At 39.7% G+C, this 16,411-nt stretch carries 13 protein-coding genes; 10 read left to right on the plus strand and 3 right to left on the minus strand.

The annotated features are described in order from the left end of the window. Positions 1–185: 185 nt before the first annotated feature. Positions 186–422, minus strand: coding sequence for a hypothetical protein (locus QVP94_RS02535; protein ID WP_022191889.1), 237 nt, complete (start codon positions 420–422; stop codon positions 186–188). A gap of 289 nt (positions 423–711) precedes the next feature. Between QVP94_RS02535 and QVP94_RS02540 the strand changes: the two genes are divergently transcribed. Next, positions 712–3,060, plus strand: a complete 2,349-nt coding sequence (locus tag QVP94_RS02540; RefSeq protein WP_022191890.1) for an ABC transporter permease — start codon at positions 712–714, stop codon at positions 3,058–3,060. A 212-nt stretch (positions 3,061–3,272) separates the two neighbouring features. Here the strand turns inward: QVP94_RS02540 and QVP94_RS02545 are convergent, their stop codons facing one another. Continuing rightward, positions 3,273–3,803, minus strand: coding sequence for a DJ-1/PfpI family protein (locus QVP94_RS02545; protein ID WP_022191891.1), 531 nt, complete (start codon positions 3,801–3,803; stop codon positions 3,273–3,275). 166 nt (positions 3,804–3,969) lie between these two features. Between QVP94_RS02545 and QVP94_RS02550 the strand changes: the two genes are divergently transcribed. Continuing rightward, complete coding sequence (locus tag QVP94_RS02550) at positions 3,970–4,323, plus strand: winged helix-turn-helix transcriptional regulator (protein ID WP_005858079.1); 354 nt, start codon at positions 3,970–3,972, stop codon at positions 4,321–4,323. Positions 4,324–4,360: 37 nt separating this feature from the next. On the opposite strand, the gene QVP94_RS02555 is transcribed toward QVP94_RS02550, so the two are convergent. After that, positions 4,361–5,887, minus strand: a complete 1,527-nt coding sequence (locus QVP94_RS02555; RefSeq protein WP_022191892.1) for a BT2802 family ribose utilization protein — start codon at positions 5,885–5,887, stop codon at positions 4,361–4,363. Between the two features lie 264 nt (positions 5,888–6,151). Between QVP94_RS02555 and QVP94_RS02560 the strand changes: the two genes are divergently transcribed. The 8 genes from QVP94_RS02560 to QVP94_RS02595 all read left to right on the plus strand — a co-directional run bounded on the left by QVP94_RS02560 (position 6,152) and on the right by QVP94_RS02595 (position 16,408). Beyond that, positions 6,152–9,124 carry a SusC/RagA family TonB-linked outer membrane protein gene (locus tag QVP94_RS02560; protein WP_022191893.1) on the plus strand — a complete coding sequence of 991 codons (2,973 nt, stop codon included), beginning with the start codon at positions 6,152–6,154 and terminating at the stop codon, positions 9,122–9,124. Between the two features lie 12 nt (positions 9,125–9,136). Further along, positions 9,137–10,651 (plus strand): RagB/SusD family nutrient uptake outer membrane protein, encoded by a 1,515-nt coding sequence (locus QVP94_RS02565; RefSeq protein ID WP_022191894.1) that lies wholly within the window; start codon positions 9,137–9,139, stop codon positions 10,649–10,651. Between the two features lie 15 nt (positions 10,652–10,666). After that, on the plus strand, positions 10,667–11,596 hold the full coding sequence (gene rbsK / locus QVP94_RS02570) for a ribokinase (protein ID WP_022191895.1): 930 nt from the start codon (positions 10,667–10,669) through the stop codon (positions 11,594–11,596). Positions 11,597–11,618: 22 nt separating this feature from the next. Then, the gene (locus QVP94_RS02575; RefSeq protein WP_005858072.1) at positions 11,619–13,175 is read left to right on the plus strand and encodes an ADP-ribosylglycohydrolase family protein; all 1,557 of its coding nucleotides are present in this window, start codon (positions 11,619–11,621) and stop codon (positions 13,173–13,175) included. Between the two features lie 13 nt (positions 13,176–13,188). Continuing rightward, positions 13,189–14,193 carry a nucleoside hydrolase gene (locus QVP94_RS02580; RefSeq protein ID WP_022191896.1) on the plus strand — a complete coding sequence of 335 codons (1,005 nt, stop codon included), beginning with the start codon at positions 13,189–13,191 and terminating at the stop codon, positions 14,191–14,193. A gap of 7 nt (positions 14,194–14,200) precedes the next feature. Further along, a complete protein-coding gene (locus QVP94_RS02585; RefSeq protein ID WP_005858069.1) occupies positions 14,201–15,202 on the plus strand; it encodes a GRP family sugar transporter in 1,002 nt (333 codons plus the stop codon). A gap of 89 nt (positions 15,203–15,291) precedes the next feature. Beyond that, positions 15,292–16,041: a hypothetical protein gene (locus QVP94_RS02590; RefSeq protein WP_005866375.1), complete on the plus strand. Its 750-nt coding sequence runs from the start codon at positions 15,292–15,294 to the stop codon at positions 16,039–16,041. Beyond that, entirely contained in the window at positions 16,028–16,408 is a 381-nt protein-coding gene (locus QVP94_RS02595; RefSeq protein ID WP_005858065.1) for a GtrA family protein, read from the plus strand. The genes QVP94_RS02590 and QVP94_RS02595 overlap by 14 nt, the downstream gene beginning before the upstream one ends. The last annotated feature ends 3 nt before the right edge of the window (positions 16,409–16,411 follow it).

Below are 16,411 nucleotides of genomic sequence, written 5' to 3' on the forward strand. Positions count from 1 at the left end.
AGGGAAATTCTCATCATGATAAGGAGGGTTATTGTCTATTTCTATATTTGTTCTTGTCTTCTGTCGTATGACCCGGTAAAAACGTGTACGTGTTTTCCGAAAAAGATGTACGACTTTTGTGGAAAACATGTACGTGTTTTTTCAGAAATATAATCATGTTTTTAAGGATGATGATAATCAATGATTTACATATTCGTGTTATTTGCATGCTTATTGTTTGGATTTATTGAGTGAAAATCCATACATTTGCCTTTGATCAATTTTGTTCTTGTTATGAAATGGTTAAGGGCAATGTTTTTGTGCATGGTCGTTTTTGCCGCATTGACTGTGGTCGCCAACGATTCTTTCTCCCAAAAGGAGGTACGGGTGTGTGCTTCTACATCTTTATTTTCAATAGCGAATAAAGAGCCGGCTGCTTTCATCTCTTTTCAAGAAATCATAACTCCTTTGACGTCTTTCTCCGCTTTTGGGGAGAAACTTTTGTACCTTATTGCCTCATTGACTTTTTTCCTCGCTTTGTTTACCCTGTCGGTAGCTTTGTTGTTTTACGAACGGAGGGTAAGTTATGTTCGATTAAAATCCGTCTTTTGGCAAGAACGATACTCTTGCTATGTGCTTTGTCGTATGCTGAATTAGACATGATTATGCCCTGTCTTCAAGGGCATAGAGGAGAGTTGTGTCAATTTATTTTATACGAAAAACAAGCGTATCATGAACTCTATATATCGAAATTTTATTATCACGTTGAAGGCAAATAAAATGGCGGCAACACTAAATATATGCGGCCTCGTAATCGCCTTTACTTTATTTAATAGCGTAGCTATCCGTACGGAATCCGAACGAACTTTTGATAAAATACACTCGAAAGCCGAGGTTATTTATCGATTGGATTGTGTAACGAGTAAAAGTCAATGGCCTACGCAAATCCTGCCTTTCGCCCAAGCATTTGCCTCGTCTTCTCCACATATATTGGTAAGTACGATCATAAATCCTTACGTAGGGGAAGTTTATTTTACGATCGGGAGGGACGAGATTCTCAAAGGTTATAAGGAACCGGTGATAACCTGTACTCCGGGGATCGTTTCTATATTTGACTTCCAATTGGTGGAAGGTTCACTAGATTGCTTAGATGATCCGGAGAAATGCCTTTTGCCGGAAAGTATGGTCCGGAAGATATTTGGCGAGTCATCGGCTATTGGTAAGGAGTTGCTTGCGGAAGAAGAGATTTGGAGCAAGGAACGAAAATCACTAGTCGTAGGAGGAGTTTATAAAGATTTCCCGGAAAACACACAATTGAATAATGCCATTTATACTTCTTTATCGTCGACTTATTGTATGGATGATTGGGATAACTGGATTTTCCTTTGTTATGTCCTTTTAGATGATCCGTCACAAAAAGATCTCATTTGCTCCCAGTTTAACCAAGCATTTCCCTTCAAGCAATACGAGAGGCTCCAAGAGGTACAGACCCGTTTGGTGAATTTATGCGATATTTATTATATGAATGATATGAATAGTGTTACTTACATAAAATCAGGGAATAAAAGACAAACGGATTTGTTGTTTAGCGCTTCGTTTCTAGTGGTATTGATAGCAGTGATTAATTTTATAAACTTTACAATGGCATTGGTTCCGGCAAGAATAAAAAGTATTAACATCCGCAAAATTCTAGGGGACTCGGTATGGCGGTTGCGTGGATTTCTTTGGTTAGAGTCTTTTCTTTTTGCGCTATTGTCTTATGCTATATCCTTGTTGCTGTTATTGGTTTATGAAGGTTGCATTGGAGGAGGCTTTCATATGAAGGGAATAGTTTTTGGGGGTGGATTATTTATGGCTTTGTGTGCGGGACTATTGGCCGGTGCATATCCGGCTATTTATGCGACTTCTATTCCTCAGCGAATCGTGCTGAATGGTTCTTTCGGTTTGTCTCCAAAGGGAAAAAGAATGCGGGAATGTCTGGTTGGTTTTCAGTATACGGTTTCAATTATATTGATCGTCCTGTCACTGTTTATTTATAAGCAGATAGAGACAATGCGGAGTCATTCCTTTGGTTTCGGGAATGATAATGTGGTGGTCGTAGAGCTGAATAAGGAGATAACCGAGAAATATAAAGAGAATCTTACCAACCGTTTGCGTGGTTATGCGGGAATTGAGGATGTGGCTTTCGCCGCTAGTAAGATAGGAGCGACCAATGAGAATCGTGGCGGGGCCGCAGAGTTTAATGGAGAGACTATTTATTTCTATTATTTGAATGTATCACCTAATTTTTTATCCCTTATGGATATTACCGCGAACGAGGGACGTGTCTCAAGGATGGAAGATGCGAGGAATAAAGAGTTGCTTTTGGTTTTTGACCAAAAAGCGAAAAGGCAATTAAACCTTCATGTGGGTGACCGTATGAAAACCTTTTGGGGGAATGATGCCCGGGCATTAGGATTTACGGATGAGGTGGTGATCGCTTCCACACATAAAGCATCGGAGTCGCTAGCTACTTATCCTGTCGCTTTTGTGACGAATGAAGAATTATATATGCCTTACGCTTATATAAAGTTGATGCCGGGGGCTGATAAAGGGAATGTTTTACTTTATATTAGGAATATGCTCAACGAACTTTCCCCTTCATGTTTACCTGATTTTGAGTTTTGCGATACATTCTCCCGGCATCTGTATGAAAAAGAAATCCAGTTTGGCGACCGGGTTATTTTATCCAGTGTTTTATCTATCTGGATGGCATTGGCAGGTATTTTAAGTCTGGTATTGTTTGATGTCCACTATCAGCGGCGAGAAATTGGTATAAGGCGGGTGTATGGATCTTCCGTGAGTGAGATACTATATCGTTTGAATAAAGTCTATTTAAAGGTCTTGCTCATTAGTTTTGTTATCGCGATTCCAGTTTCCTATTATTTTATGGAGAGATGGGGCAGTAATTTTATGGAGAAAGTCCCTGTCAGTTATTTGATTTATTTTGTCGCATTGCTAGGGATCAGTATCCTGACGGTAGGAGTGGTCACGTTCCAAAGTTGGAGGGCGGCGAATGAGAATCCGGTGGATATGTTATAGACAACTTACATCGGCAACGAAGTTAACTTTATCGGCAAAGTGACTTAACATACTTTGCTGATGAAGCTAAGATACTTTGGAAGTACAGATAAGGTATTGGATTGTAACCGATTTTTCTAACTAATTTGAAATTTGTAAGGGAGGATTTATGCGAATAGTCCCTCCCTTACATTTTGTCTTGTTCAAATAGTTGGCTTTATTTGTCCTAGAACTTATTTCTTCAAGGCCTCCAAAACTTGAGGCATCATAGTACAGATATAATGTTCTTCTTTCGCTGTAAAGAAATTGCCATCGACTACGGAATCCTCATCTGTTGCTTGTCCTTTGCTAATGGCAGGCTTAGCCAACGGATGTACCGCTAGCTTCTTTCCTTCCGTGATTCCGGTGAAGTCGAAGAGCATAGCGGCAGCGCAATGTCCAATCATAATTTTACCCTTTTCCCCGAAATTCTTAATCACATCCATTAGATCGATATTGTATTGTTTGCTAGCGTTCTGCTGGAAAACAGGAACCGCATCGCCACAAGCGAATACCATTGCGTCGTATTCATCTTCATGCCCTTTTAAATTAGCGATCACATCGTCTACTGTCAAAGCTATGCCAGAGTTCGTTTTGATCTCTTTTGAATTGGCTACCGCATATACTTTATAAGTAATGCCATTCTCGAAAAATGATTCCAAATATTGGAACAAACCAAATCCATTTACTGGATTTACCGCTAAAACTGCTACTTTCTTTGCCATAATCGTAAATTATTAAGTGATACAATAGTTATTTTTCGTAAGTTTATTACTTTTGTGGCGTAAAAGTAAGCCCCTTTTTTAGAGAAAACAAGAAGGCACTTATAAATAAGGAACTTACATGGATGTAACCATTGTTGAGATTCAAGTAAATAGAAAAGGTTAAAAAATGAAAAACTTTCATCCGACGGGGAATTGCCCCGTGAGAGACGTATTGAGCCGGCTAGGAGATAAATGGTCTATGCTAGTGCTTATCACTTTAAGTGCTAACGGTACCATGCGTTTTAGTGATATCCATAAAACCATCGCGGATGTATCGCAACGTATGCTGACCGTAACCTTGCGTACGCTGGAATCGGATGGTCTGATCGAACGAAAGGTCTATGCGGAAGTTCCTCCCCGAGTAGAATACTGCTTAACGGAAAGAGGATTAAGTCTTATTCCCCATATCCAAGGATTGGTGGATTGGGCGTTGCAGCAGATGAGTGGTATTATGGAAAGCCGGGTTTTACATACGTCATGACTTGAAGGTCTAAGAAAAGGGTTAAGCAAAGGTGGACTTAATAAGATTGACTTTTTTCTGCGAGAATTTCCGCTAAAGATCGGCGGGTTATTTTGTTCTCGATCCAAGATAGAACATCGAAGGTCTTTAGGAGTTGACGCTCGTATTTGTCTTCCTTTATTTTTTGAATGTCTTTTTGATATTGTTGCCATTGTTTATTTCGGGCTTTCTCATAAGAGGGGAGCGGATAATCTCGTACGAATTTGAATATTAATTTCTCTGTAATATAAGTATGTTTTTCGAATTGGATGTTTCTTTTGATAGACGTGATCTCATTTTCAAAGAACTCATAGTTCCCTAACTCTGCTTGAAATAGTAAATTTATTAATCTAGCTATCTTATAAGTAGGAAATGTGTGAAGTAGTTTTCCTAAACTGAAAATCTTTTTCATGTATTTACGGGTTTGACTATAATCTTTTGTATACATACATAAAATAGCGGAACTTAGATATAAAGATAATTGGGTTTCAAGTCTTAATGATGTTATTTTTTTTAGTAACTCTTCTTCTTGTCTTTCCTTTAACTTTTTGGCTTGTTCAAAATGTCCCATATGTAATAAGCTATTAGATTTATAGATATATACTAATGTTTTTACATGTAGTATGAACTCAGTGGAATACTCACCTATTGTCAGAGCTTCTAGCTTAGAAAGGAAAAATGAGGTTTCGCGGTATAGGCCAGCGACATATAAACTGTCTAAAACACCTTGTATAGCGCTAAGGTAGTAAATAGGGGGATTTAGTATTAAATGTTGGTTCTCATTGAATAATCCAATGAGTTCTTGATAATATTGAATAGCTAATTTATAATTCCCTACATTTAGATAATAAGTGGCTTGGAATAACAAATGTAACTTGTTAGCTTCAAAGCTTCGGTATGAACTATTGGCAATTAGATATAGTTCACTCAACACGAGATCGTTCAAATCTTCTTTTTGCTTATCAGAACGGATATATCCTTTATGGATAAGACGATGTTTAAGTATATCGTATAGTTGTGTGTGTTCGTTAAGGCTTTTGGCATATTTTATTACTTCATTGACTTTCATTTGTTTATTTATCAACTGTTTTTCAGATATTGTCTCAAATTCTAGGGCACTTAAATATTTTAGCTCTATTCGCCGAATTAGTAAAAGCAAGGGATCGTTTTCATACATACTTGCTAATTTCTTGGATTTATCTAACTCGATGAACGCTTCATCATACATTTCACGCTCAAATAGTATGTTTGCTTTAGATATGTAGTTGAAAATTCTTGCTTGTATATCTTGTTTCTCTCGGAGTTTAACTAAGCAATCTAAAATTGTGCGATAAAGGTGTTTAACTGCAGCTTCAAAGTTCCTTCCATTCTGGATTTTACAAAAGCATGAATACAAATCTTCAGGAGAGGTATTGGAGTCAATTAAATTAAAAAGTGATATATAAACTTTATCTCCGCTTTGTAAATTTGAGTAAAGATGAAAATACCTTTTTTCTGTTTTTGTCAAAGAATTGACAAGGATTATAAGTGTGTGTGTACTGCTCATATGGCTATAGATGGTTTTTTAAGTACTTGATAAATAGTAATACTAACGTAATAAACAATGCAAATATATCAATTTGGGTTTATCTGTAATGCCAATTGATTGATAATTTTTTTGTTTTTTCTCTTTTTACATTTGCGATATCAAGAGAGGAGCTAATGTGAGGATTTGTTAACATTAAATAAGTAGCCTATGGGACACAGGACGTTTTTTTGATAAGAGAGTATGTAAACTGTAAAGAATAAACCTAATCTAATCCATATTGTTATGAATAGAGAAATAAACACTTTAAGCATTAAGGGATTACTTGATAAACGATTTTGGGTAATCATTGTTTTTTTTATGTTGACTTTGCCTGCCTATGCGGTAACTAATGCGTTTGTAGTGACAGGGGAGGTTATAGATGCAGTGAATAATCCTTTACCCGGGGTTAATGTCGTGGAGAAAGGAACACGTAATGGTACGATCACAGATGTAGATGGTAAATTTGAATTAACGCTGAAGGATGGCAACGCTATACTTTCATTTTCATATATAGGTTTTACTTCTATTGATGTACCTGTTGAAAATAAACAAAATTTACGTGTAAAAATGAGAGAGGACGTTACCCAAATGGATGAAGTTGTTGTTATCGGTTATGGAACGACTACAAAAAAAGAGGTTACGGGATCAATATCTAGTTTGAAAGAAGAAAGTTTCGTGAAAGGAAATATCAGCAATCCTATGCAGTTATTACAAGGACAGGTTGCTGGTATGAATATTGTAAAGCCTAATGGAGGAGATCCTAATGGAGAATTCAAGGTTCAGTTAAGGGGTATGACGACATTGTCCGGTGGCGCTTCTCCATTGGTAGTGATCGATGGTATTATTGGGGGAAGTTTGGAGAGCGTCAATCCTGAAGAGATTGAATCGATAGATGTATTAAAAGATGGTTCTGCCGCAGCCATCTATGGTACTAGAGGTACGAATGGAGTTATTTTGATTACGACTAAAAGAGCGAGTGGTGGAGAAAAAACAACAATTGAATTTTCTACTTATGTAGCTATGCAATCCGTAGCGAAAAAATTGGATGTATTAACTGCGGAGCAATTTAGATCTGTAATCAATGATTATTATCCGACCATGAAAGATCAATATGATTTTGGGGCCTCTACAGATTGGTTTGAGGAAGTGACTCGGAAAAATCCTATAAGTCAATATTATAATGTAGCGTTTTCGGGAGGGGCAAAGTCCTTGGGCTATCGTGCTTCTCTATCTTATCAAAATGATCAAGGACTTTTAGATAAAACGAGCAATAATAAGTTGAGGGCTAAAATGAGTATCAATCAAAGAAATTTTGATGATCGTTTGTCTATAGATTATAATTTGACATATTCAAAAGGGAAAAGCGAACTAGCTGATAATTCGATTTTGCAACAAGTGGCCAGACGTAATCCAACGGAGCCTGTTTATGATCAGGAAGGTATTACACCAATATCTGGAGGATATTATTATAATCCGGGACCGTTTCAATACTTCAATCCTGTAGCGATGGTAAATGAATCTACAAGAGAAAAAGAAATGCGGGATGTTATGGGTAGCATGAAAACTTCATTTGAAATAATTGAGGGATTAAAAGCGTCTGTAATGGGATCAATCACTCAATCGTCTTCAAATACCGGATCTTATTTTGGTCGTTACTATCCGAAAGATTTTGGGACGAATGGAAGTGCTGAAATTAAAAAATCATCCTCGACCAATAGCCTGTTAGAAGCTAGTGTTGATTATAGGAAGGCTTTTAAGGATCATACAATTCAAGCGATAGCGGGGTATTCATATAATAAAGGAGAATATGAAGAGAACAGGTCTCGTAACTATCTGTATGATACAGACTATTTTTCTTACCATAATATTGGGGCGGGAGCAGCTCTTACGCAAGGAAAAGCTGGTATGAGTAGTTACAAGGATGAAAATAAGTTGATCGCTTTTTTTGGACGTGTTATGTATAATTACCAAGAACGATATTTGCTTTCCGCATCAGTACGTTATGAGGGCTCATCGCGTTTCGGTGCAAATAATAAATGGGGAACATTCCCTGCTATTAGTGCTGGATGGCGTATTAATAAAGAACATTTTATGGAGGACATAAAATGGATCAATGATTTAAAATTACGTGTAGGTTATGGTGTTACTGGAAATCAAGAGATAGGAAATTATAAATCATTGCAATTATTGGAAAAAGATAGATTTTTCTATTATAAGGAAAACTGGATTAGTACGTATAAACCTGCTAGTAATCCCAATCCTGATTTAAAATGGGAGCGTAAAGGTGAGCTTAATATAGGCTTGGATTTTTCAGTGCTGGAAGGTCGTTTAGGAGGTACAGTTGACTACTATAATCGTACGACAAAAGACTTATTGTATTGGTATACAGTGCCTGTTCCTCCTAATCTGTATAATCAGCTTTTTACAAATGTAGGTACTATAAAGAATTCTGGTATTGAGGTAACGATTAATGCTATACCTGTTCAAACAAAGGATTTTCGTTGGAATTCGATGCTTACGTTAAGCCATAATACGAATAAATTGGATAAGTTCTCAAATAAAGATTATGCGATGGTACAAATCCGGACTGGCTATATCCCAGAAGATTTTCAGCAATATACACAAAGTATCGTAGAAGGAGGTCCGATTGGAAATTTCTGGGGGCCACGTTTTTTAGGTGTAGACGAAAATGGACAGAATATATTGGAGGATTTGAATAAGGATGGAGTGATAAATGAAGAGGATTACCAAGTAATAGGAAACGCATATCCAGATGTGACATTTGGTTTCTCCAATACGTTTGTTTTCAAGAATTGGGAATTAAGTTTTTTATTGCGAGGAGCGATAGGAAATGATGTTTTGAATGTTCATCGAATGTATTATGAGGGGTTTAATTACTTTGGAGGGAAGAATATCTTGGTATCTACATTGGAACATCCTGAATATAAGGGATCTGCAGTGTTTTCTGATCGTTTTGTAGAAGATGGCTCTTATATGAAACTAGATAACCTTACAATTGGATATAATTTTAGGCTGAATACTTCATGGGTTTCAAGATTGAAATTGTATCTGACCGCTCAAAATTTATTTACGATTACAGGCTATAAAGGTATTGACCCTGAAGTTGATTTATCGGGCTTAGAGCCGGGAATGGATCGGTATGAGTATTATCCGAGAACTCGGACATTTTTATTGGGATTGAATATTAACTTTTAAAAGGATTCTATCATGAAAACATTACATAAGATTCATATATTGGCGATTGCTATTTTTAGTATTCTTGCGCAATCTTGTACGAATTTAGATGAGAAGATTTATTCGACAATTCCTGCGGATGAATTTTTTAAGAATGAGGATGAAATGATAATGAATGTAGGAAGGGCATATACTCATTTGACTTCTTATCTTAATCACTGGAATATCTGGGGTACATTAGTCATTACATCAGATGAAGGTCTGTGCCCTTACCGTGAAACAAATTTATGGTGGGATAATGGGGTATGGATAGATTTGCACCGACATAATTTCCATTCTCAATCTGGTAATTTGAATAATTGTTGGAGTTTTATTTTTGATGGGGTGACTCTCTGTAATCAGATTCTATACCAGATGGAAGAATCGGAGGTTGATTTTCCGACAAAGAAAAATCTGGTGGCTGAGGTGAAAATATTGCGGGCTTGGCTTTACTTGAATGCTATCGATATGTATGGAAATGTCCCTTTGGCAATTGATTTCAAAGAAAAAGAATTACCGGATCAAGTAGGACGGCCTGCTTTGTTTGAATTCATAGAATCAGAGATTAAAGGGAATATCGATTTGTTGGATGAGGTCCCGGCGGCTAACAATTATGGACGTGTGACACAGGCTATGGCTTATACAATGTTATCAAAACTTTATTTAAACGCAAAAGAATGGATTGGAAAAGAGATGTGGAGAGAGACTTCTGATGCGTGCGATAAAGTAATAGGGTTTGGTAAATTGTCGTTAGAGCCTAATTACTTTTCTAACTTCAAGGTGAATAATGAAGATTCTAAAGAAAACATATTTGTGGTAGCTGTTGATAATATTTATACACCCTCGGCGATGATTTTTCATCAAATGTGTTTACATACGCTGAGCCAGCAGACTTTTGGTATCGTCGACTTTTGTTGGGATGGATTCTGTGCGATGGAAAGTCATTATAAATTATATACGGATCAAGATGTACGAAAGAAATCTTGGTTAGAAGGGCCTCAATTTGATTCATCAGGAAATCCTTTAATGTTAGGACCTAATCGTCAGCTAACTTATCGTCCTCAAGTAAAAGCTTTATATAATGAATATGATCCTGCATTATTAGATGATGGAGTTCGTTTTGCGAAATATGAATATGAATCAGGCTTAATGAATGGAATGAACAATGATTATGCTTTTTATCGTTATGCGGATATTTTATTGATGAAAGGGGAAGCTTTAGTCCGTTTAGGTCGAGCTTCAGAGGCTTTATCATATTTTAATGAGGTAAGAGCAAGAGCTGGGGCTCCATTATATCAAGAAAAAGATTTAACTTTGGAGGAAATCTTAAATGAACGGAGTAGAGAGTTAGCATGGGAAGGTTGTCGTCGTCAGGATCTGATTCGTTTTGGTAAATGGAATGATGCATGGTATGAGAAAGAGGCGAAGGGTGATTTTACGAAACTATTTCCTATTCCGTATTGGGCGATTGATACGAATGTGAAATTAAAACAGAATCCCGGTTATTAATTAAATAATTAAGATATGAGTGAAAGAAACTTGCGGAAACATAACATATTGGTAGTTGGAAGTAGTAATACTGATATGGTAATAAAAACAAACCATCTCCCCCGGCCGGGGGAGACTGTGTTAGGTGGAACATTTTTTATGAATCCCGGGGGAAAAGGTGCGAATCAAGCAGTTGCCATTGCGAGATTGGGAGGAGAAGTTTCATTTATTTGTAAAACAGGTAGTGACATATTTGGACATCAGTCTCAGCAATTATTTGAAGAAGAAGGCATAGATACTTCTTATATTTTCTCAGATTCAAAGAATCCTTCCGGTGTAGCGTTGATTACGGTAGATGCCCATGCTGAGAATTGTATTGTTGTGGCTTCTGGGGCAAATGCGAATTTACTGCCAACAGATTTAGCGAAGGCAGAGGAAGCTATAGAACAAGCCGAGTTGATATTAATGCAGTTAGAAATACCGATGGATACTGTTGAGTTTGTCGCAAAGACAGCTTGGAAGAAAAATAAGCGAGTAATACTAAATCCGGCTCCAGCTCAACCATTGTCAGCATCGCTTTTGGAACATCTTTATATGATAACTCCCAATGAAACAGAAGCTGAGATGATATCAGGAGTGAAGATAACAGACGAAGTTTCTGCATGTAAAGCTGCACAGGTGATTAGGGGGATGGGGGTACAGAACGTAATTATTACTTTAGGTTCTAAAGGTGCTTTGATCTATTGTGATTCAACCGTTAAAATGATACCTGCTATAAAAGTAGAAGCAATAGATACAACTGCGGCAGGTGATGTATTCAATGGTGCATTAACTGTAGCTTTATCAGAGAGACGTGATTTGACGGATGCGGTACAATTCGCTTGCAAAGCTTCCGCCATTTCCGTGACTCGTGTGGGAGCGCAATCTTCTGTTCCTTACCGGAATGAGGTGGATATTTTTGATTAATCTATAAAAACAATCTAATATTATGAAACAAACAGTATTTGCGGTGATAACGGTAGCCTCTTTATTTCTAGGGGCGACCTCATGTTCCCAACAACCCTCGGCAAAGGATCAAACGACGGTGCCCGCTGAGTTTACGATTAGTAAAGAAAAGTTGATGGATAAGATTAAGGGAGGTTGGGCCGGACAAACCATAGGCTGTACGTATGGCGGTCCGACGGAGTTCAAATATAACGGAACCATGATTCAGGAATACGTACCGATCGTATGGCCGGACGGATATATCAAGTGGTGGTACGAGAATGTACCCGGATTGTACGATGATGTTTATATGGACCTTACATTCGTGGATGTCTTTGACCGGTTGGGATTGGACGCTCCTGTGGACTCATTCGCCATGGCGTTCGCTACGGCGGGATATACGTTATGGCATGCTAACCAGTCGGCACGTTATAATATTTTGCAAGGGATCATGCCTCCGGCGTCCGGCCATTGGCTGAATAACCCTCATGCGGATGATCTGGATTATCAGATCGAGGCGGACTATGCCGGACTGATGTCGCCGGGTATGCCGAATACGGCTTCCGAGATTTCTGATAAGATCGGGCATATCATGAATTACGGAGACGGTTGGTACGGCGGTGTGTATGTCGGGGCGATGTATTCGTTATCGTTTATCTCGGATGATATCGAGTTTATCGTGACCGAGGCGTTAAAGACGATACCGGAGCAAAGTACCTATTATAAATGTATGAGCGATGTGATCCGCTGGCATAAGGAATATCCGGACGATTGGAAACGCACTTGGTTTGAGTGTGAGAAGAAATGGAGCTCGGATATTGGTTGTCCGGATGGCGTTTTCGTTCCGTTCAATATCGATGCCGTGATCAATAGCGCATACATTCTTATCGGCTTGCTTTATGGTGAGGGAGATTTCTATAAGACATTGGATATCTCTACCCGTTGTGGACAAGATTCGGATTGCAACCCAGCCTCTGCGGGTGGTATCTTAGGAACAATCCTTGGTTATAGCCGTATACCGGATTATTGGATGAAGAACTTGAGAGAGGTGGAGAATATGGATTTTGCCTATACGACCATCTCATTGAATAAGACTTACCAAATGGGCTTCGATCAAGCGTTGCAAGTGATAGAGCGCAACGGCGGTTCCGTTTCAGGTGACGAGGTGACGATCAAATGCCAGCAACCTGTAGCCGTTCGTTACGAGAAGGCTTTCGAGGGTATGTATCCGATAGAGAAAGTGGCGGTTAATAAGAATTTGTCCGATGTAGGAGAACTTCCATTTGAGGGAACAGGCGCCGTATTCAAAGGCTTTGTGAACGCTAAAGATGATAAATACGTAGCGAAAGTAGAGATGTACCTAGATGGGGAGCTGGTTGAGACGGCGAACCTTCCGGCATCCTATACGACTCGTAGGAACGACCTGTTTTGGAAGTATCAGCTGCCCAAGGGAAAACATACGGCTACGTTTAAATGGCTAAATCCACGTAATGATGTCTCCGTACATTTCGGTGAGATACTGATTTACTCGGATGCTCCGAAAGAGATTGTTCACCAATAAAATTATAAAGATTATGAAGAAATCATTGTTTCTGATGGGCTTATTCGCCTTGTTTGTCTCCTGTAAGGGGAATGTTTCTCAAACCGATAAGCCTCAACCGGTAAATCTTATTCTAGATACCGATTTAGGTCCGGACTATGATGATGTGGGCGCTATGGCCTTGATGCATGCCTTGGCGGATAGCGGTCAGGTAAATATTCTTGCGACTCTTTCCTCCAACCATGATGAGCGGGTGGTGCCTTGCATTGAGGTGCTGAACACTTATTTCAACCGTCCGGACATACCGGTAGGGGCACCAAAGAGCGAACCGGGGGCCTCCTTGACTACTTGGCATAAAACGAAGTGGACTGACGAGTTACCCGCTAACTATCCGCATCATACGGCGAAGACTTCCGACGCTCCGGATGCCCTGAAGGTGTATCGTAAGATTCTGAGCGAACAACCGGATACCAGCGTTGTTATTTGTACGATTGGTTTCTTCTCTAATTTAAGGGATTTGCTTCAATCGGGAGCTGATGAATATAGCGATCTCTCCGGAAAGGAATTAGTCGCCAAGAAAGTGAAACGTTTGGTTTCTATGGCGGGCCTGTTTCCGGAAGGTAAAGAATTCAATGTGTATTGCGATGTCCCTGCCTCTAAAGTCGTAGCGGAGGAATGGCCTACAGAGATTGTCTTTAGCGGTTTTGAGATCGGGAACGTAATCTTGACCGGAAAGAAACTGGTGCAAATGAACGTGGAGAACAGTCCTGTAAAAGATGCGTATGCCCTTTGTTTTGCGGAGGGAGACCCAGAAGGGCGCATGAGCTGGGATCATACGGCGGTATTGGTCGCTATAAAAGGTTATGAGCCTTATTTCGATGTAGAGCGAGGAACCTTTCATGTCGTAGATGATGAGGGGACTAACAATTGGGTGGCAAATCCCAATGGCCGTGATCTTCGTTTGATCGAGAAGATGCCGCCTACGGAGGTCGCTTCCTTGATAGAGAATTATATGATGCATCAACGATCTATTAAATAGTATTTTTATGTATATCGTACAAGATTATTCTTTAGCTGTCATATTCTGTGTCGTTACGATGCTTTGTTGGGGATCGTGGGGGAATACGCAGAAATTAGCCTCCAAGACTTGGAGATATGAGTTCTTCTATTGGGACTACGTGATTGGTGTCTTGCTCTTTTCTCTGATTTCCGGCTTTACCTTGGGTAGCATCGGGACGGAAGGACGCAGTTTCCTGCCGGATTTGGCGCAAGCGAACCTCGCTAGTTTAGGGAGTGCCTTTTTGGGCGGTATTATTTTTAATGCTGCCAATATCTTGTTGTCTGCGGCGATCGCCATTTGCGGATTGTCGGTTGCTTTTCCGGTTGGGATCGGATTAGCCTTGGTGCTAGGCGTATTGGTTAACTATTTCGGGGCGGCGAAGGGGGAACCAACTTATATCTTTATCGGTGTAGCTTTAATCACGGTCGCCATCATCTTGAATGGCCTGGCTTATAAGAAAGCCTTGGTCGGTACCAAGAAAGTATCGGGGAAGGGGATCCTTATATCGGTTGTGGCCGGCGTGATCATGGCCTTTTTCTATCGTTTTGTCGCCGCTTCCATGGATATGGAGAATTTCGCTTCTCCGGCACCCGGGAAGTTGACGCCTTATACCGCCGTATTTGTTTTTGCCATAGGAGTATTTGTTAGTAATTTCTTGTTTAACACATTGGCAATGAAACATCCGGTGGAAGGTAAGCCTGTCTCCATATGCGGTTATTTTAAGGGAAATATGAGTACGCACCTCGTGGGTGTATTGGGGGGTGTTATCTGGTGTATCGGTCAATCTTTCAGTATGATAGCGTCAGAGAAAGCGGGAGCGGCTATATCTTACGGATTGGGGCAAGGAGCCACGCTAGTCTCCGCTTTATGGGGCATCCTTATCTGGAAAGAGTTCAAGGGAGCACCAGCCATTTCCAATCGTCTGAATGTCGGGATGTTTATTTTATTCGTGATCGGACTTGGGTTTTTAATTTATGCGGGAGCTTAAATAACGTTATTTTTATTTATTCCGGAAAAAACATTACCTTTGTTCTTGTTTCTTGTTTATGGGAGTTTAATAACGAAAAAAGACGATCTATGAAAGAAGAAGGTGATGTATTCAAAAAGTTCCGTGATTCCTTCAGCAGGATGGAGGGACATTTCCATATACTAGAACAGCGTGTGCCGGTTGAACTTCAGATGGAGTATTTCAAATACTCGGAAAACGTACGGAAGGAAAACCGGCCTCCTCGTCCCTTATCGGAGGATGAGTGCGAGACCCTGTACAACACTTTGTTGACGGAGGAAACCACGGACAAGACCGAGAAGAGATATTTGTTATCTCAATTGGCTACCTCGAAATCCGTCCGTGCGTACCGCTTGTTGGAGGAATACACCCAGCATCCGGACCCGGAAGTGACAGATTGGGCCTACATGGCTTTGATGGAGTCTCGTATCTCCTTAGAGTCCGATTTCTCCGACGAGAAACAAATTTATATCTCGACCGGCTTGGGAGGAAAAGGGGAGAAGCTGCGTTTCTATGTCTTGATGACGTCTAAAGGCAAGAAACCTTTCCAAGAATATCAGCGGCAGACAATCGAGCGGGAGTTCGCTTATTATCTGCCGAAAACGGACTGCGAGATCGAGCGTTTGACGATCGGTGAGCAGTATGTGGAGCTGGTGTTCTTGATCCCGGTACGTACGGATATAAAAGCCACGTTGGACCGGGTGATCAATGAATGTAACCAATACGGCGATTTCCTCTCGAATGTTTTCACGATCACGAATGTCAAGGAATTGACACCCGAGGAGATTTCCGAGATTATAAGTAAGAATGGAGACGATTAAGCAAGCTATTAAGTATGGTGTAGTCGGGTTGAGCAATACCTTGATAACAATGATCGTTATCTGGGTGATGATGAAACTCTTCGGATGCCGGGAAGGTTTATCTAACTTAACGGGATATGTGGCAGGCATATTAAACAGTTTCATCTGGAACAAGCAATGGACTTTCAAGGGAAGTTCCACCGGATGGACGAAAGGGGCGGTTCGGTTCACGATCGCTTTTATTATTTGTTATGCCTTACAGTACGGATTGGTACTGATCTTGAATTCCCGACTTACGATCGATCATTACTACAACCACTTGATTGGAATGGCTTTCTATACGGTGATTAATTTTTTAGTAAATAAGTTTTATACCTTTAAAGCTTAAAAG

Origin of the sequence: Parabacteroides sp. CAG:2 (assembly GCF_000436315.1) — a bacterium.
GTDB lineage: Bacteria > Bacteroidota > Bacteroidia > Bacteroidales > Tannerellaceae > Parabacteroides > Parabacteroides distasonis.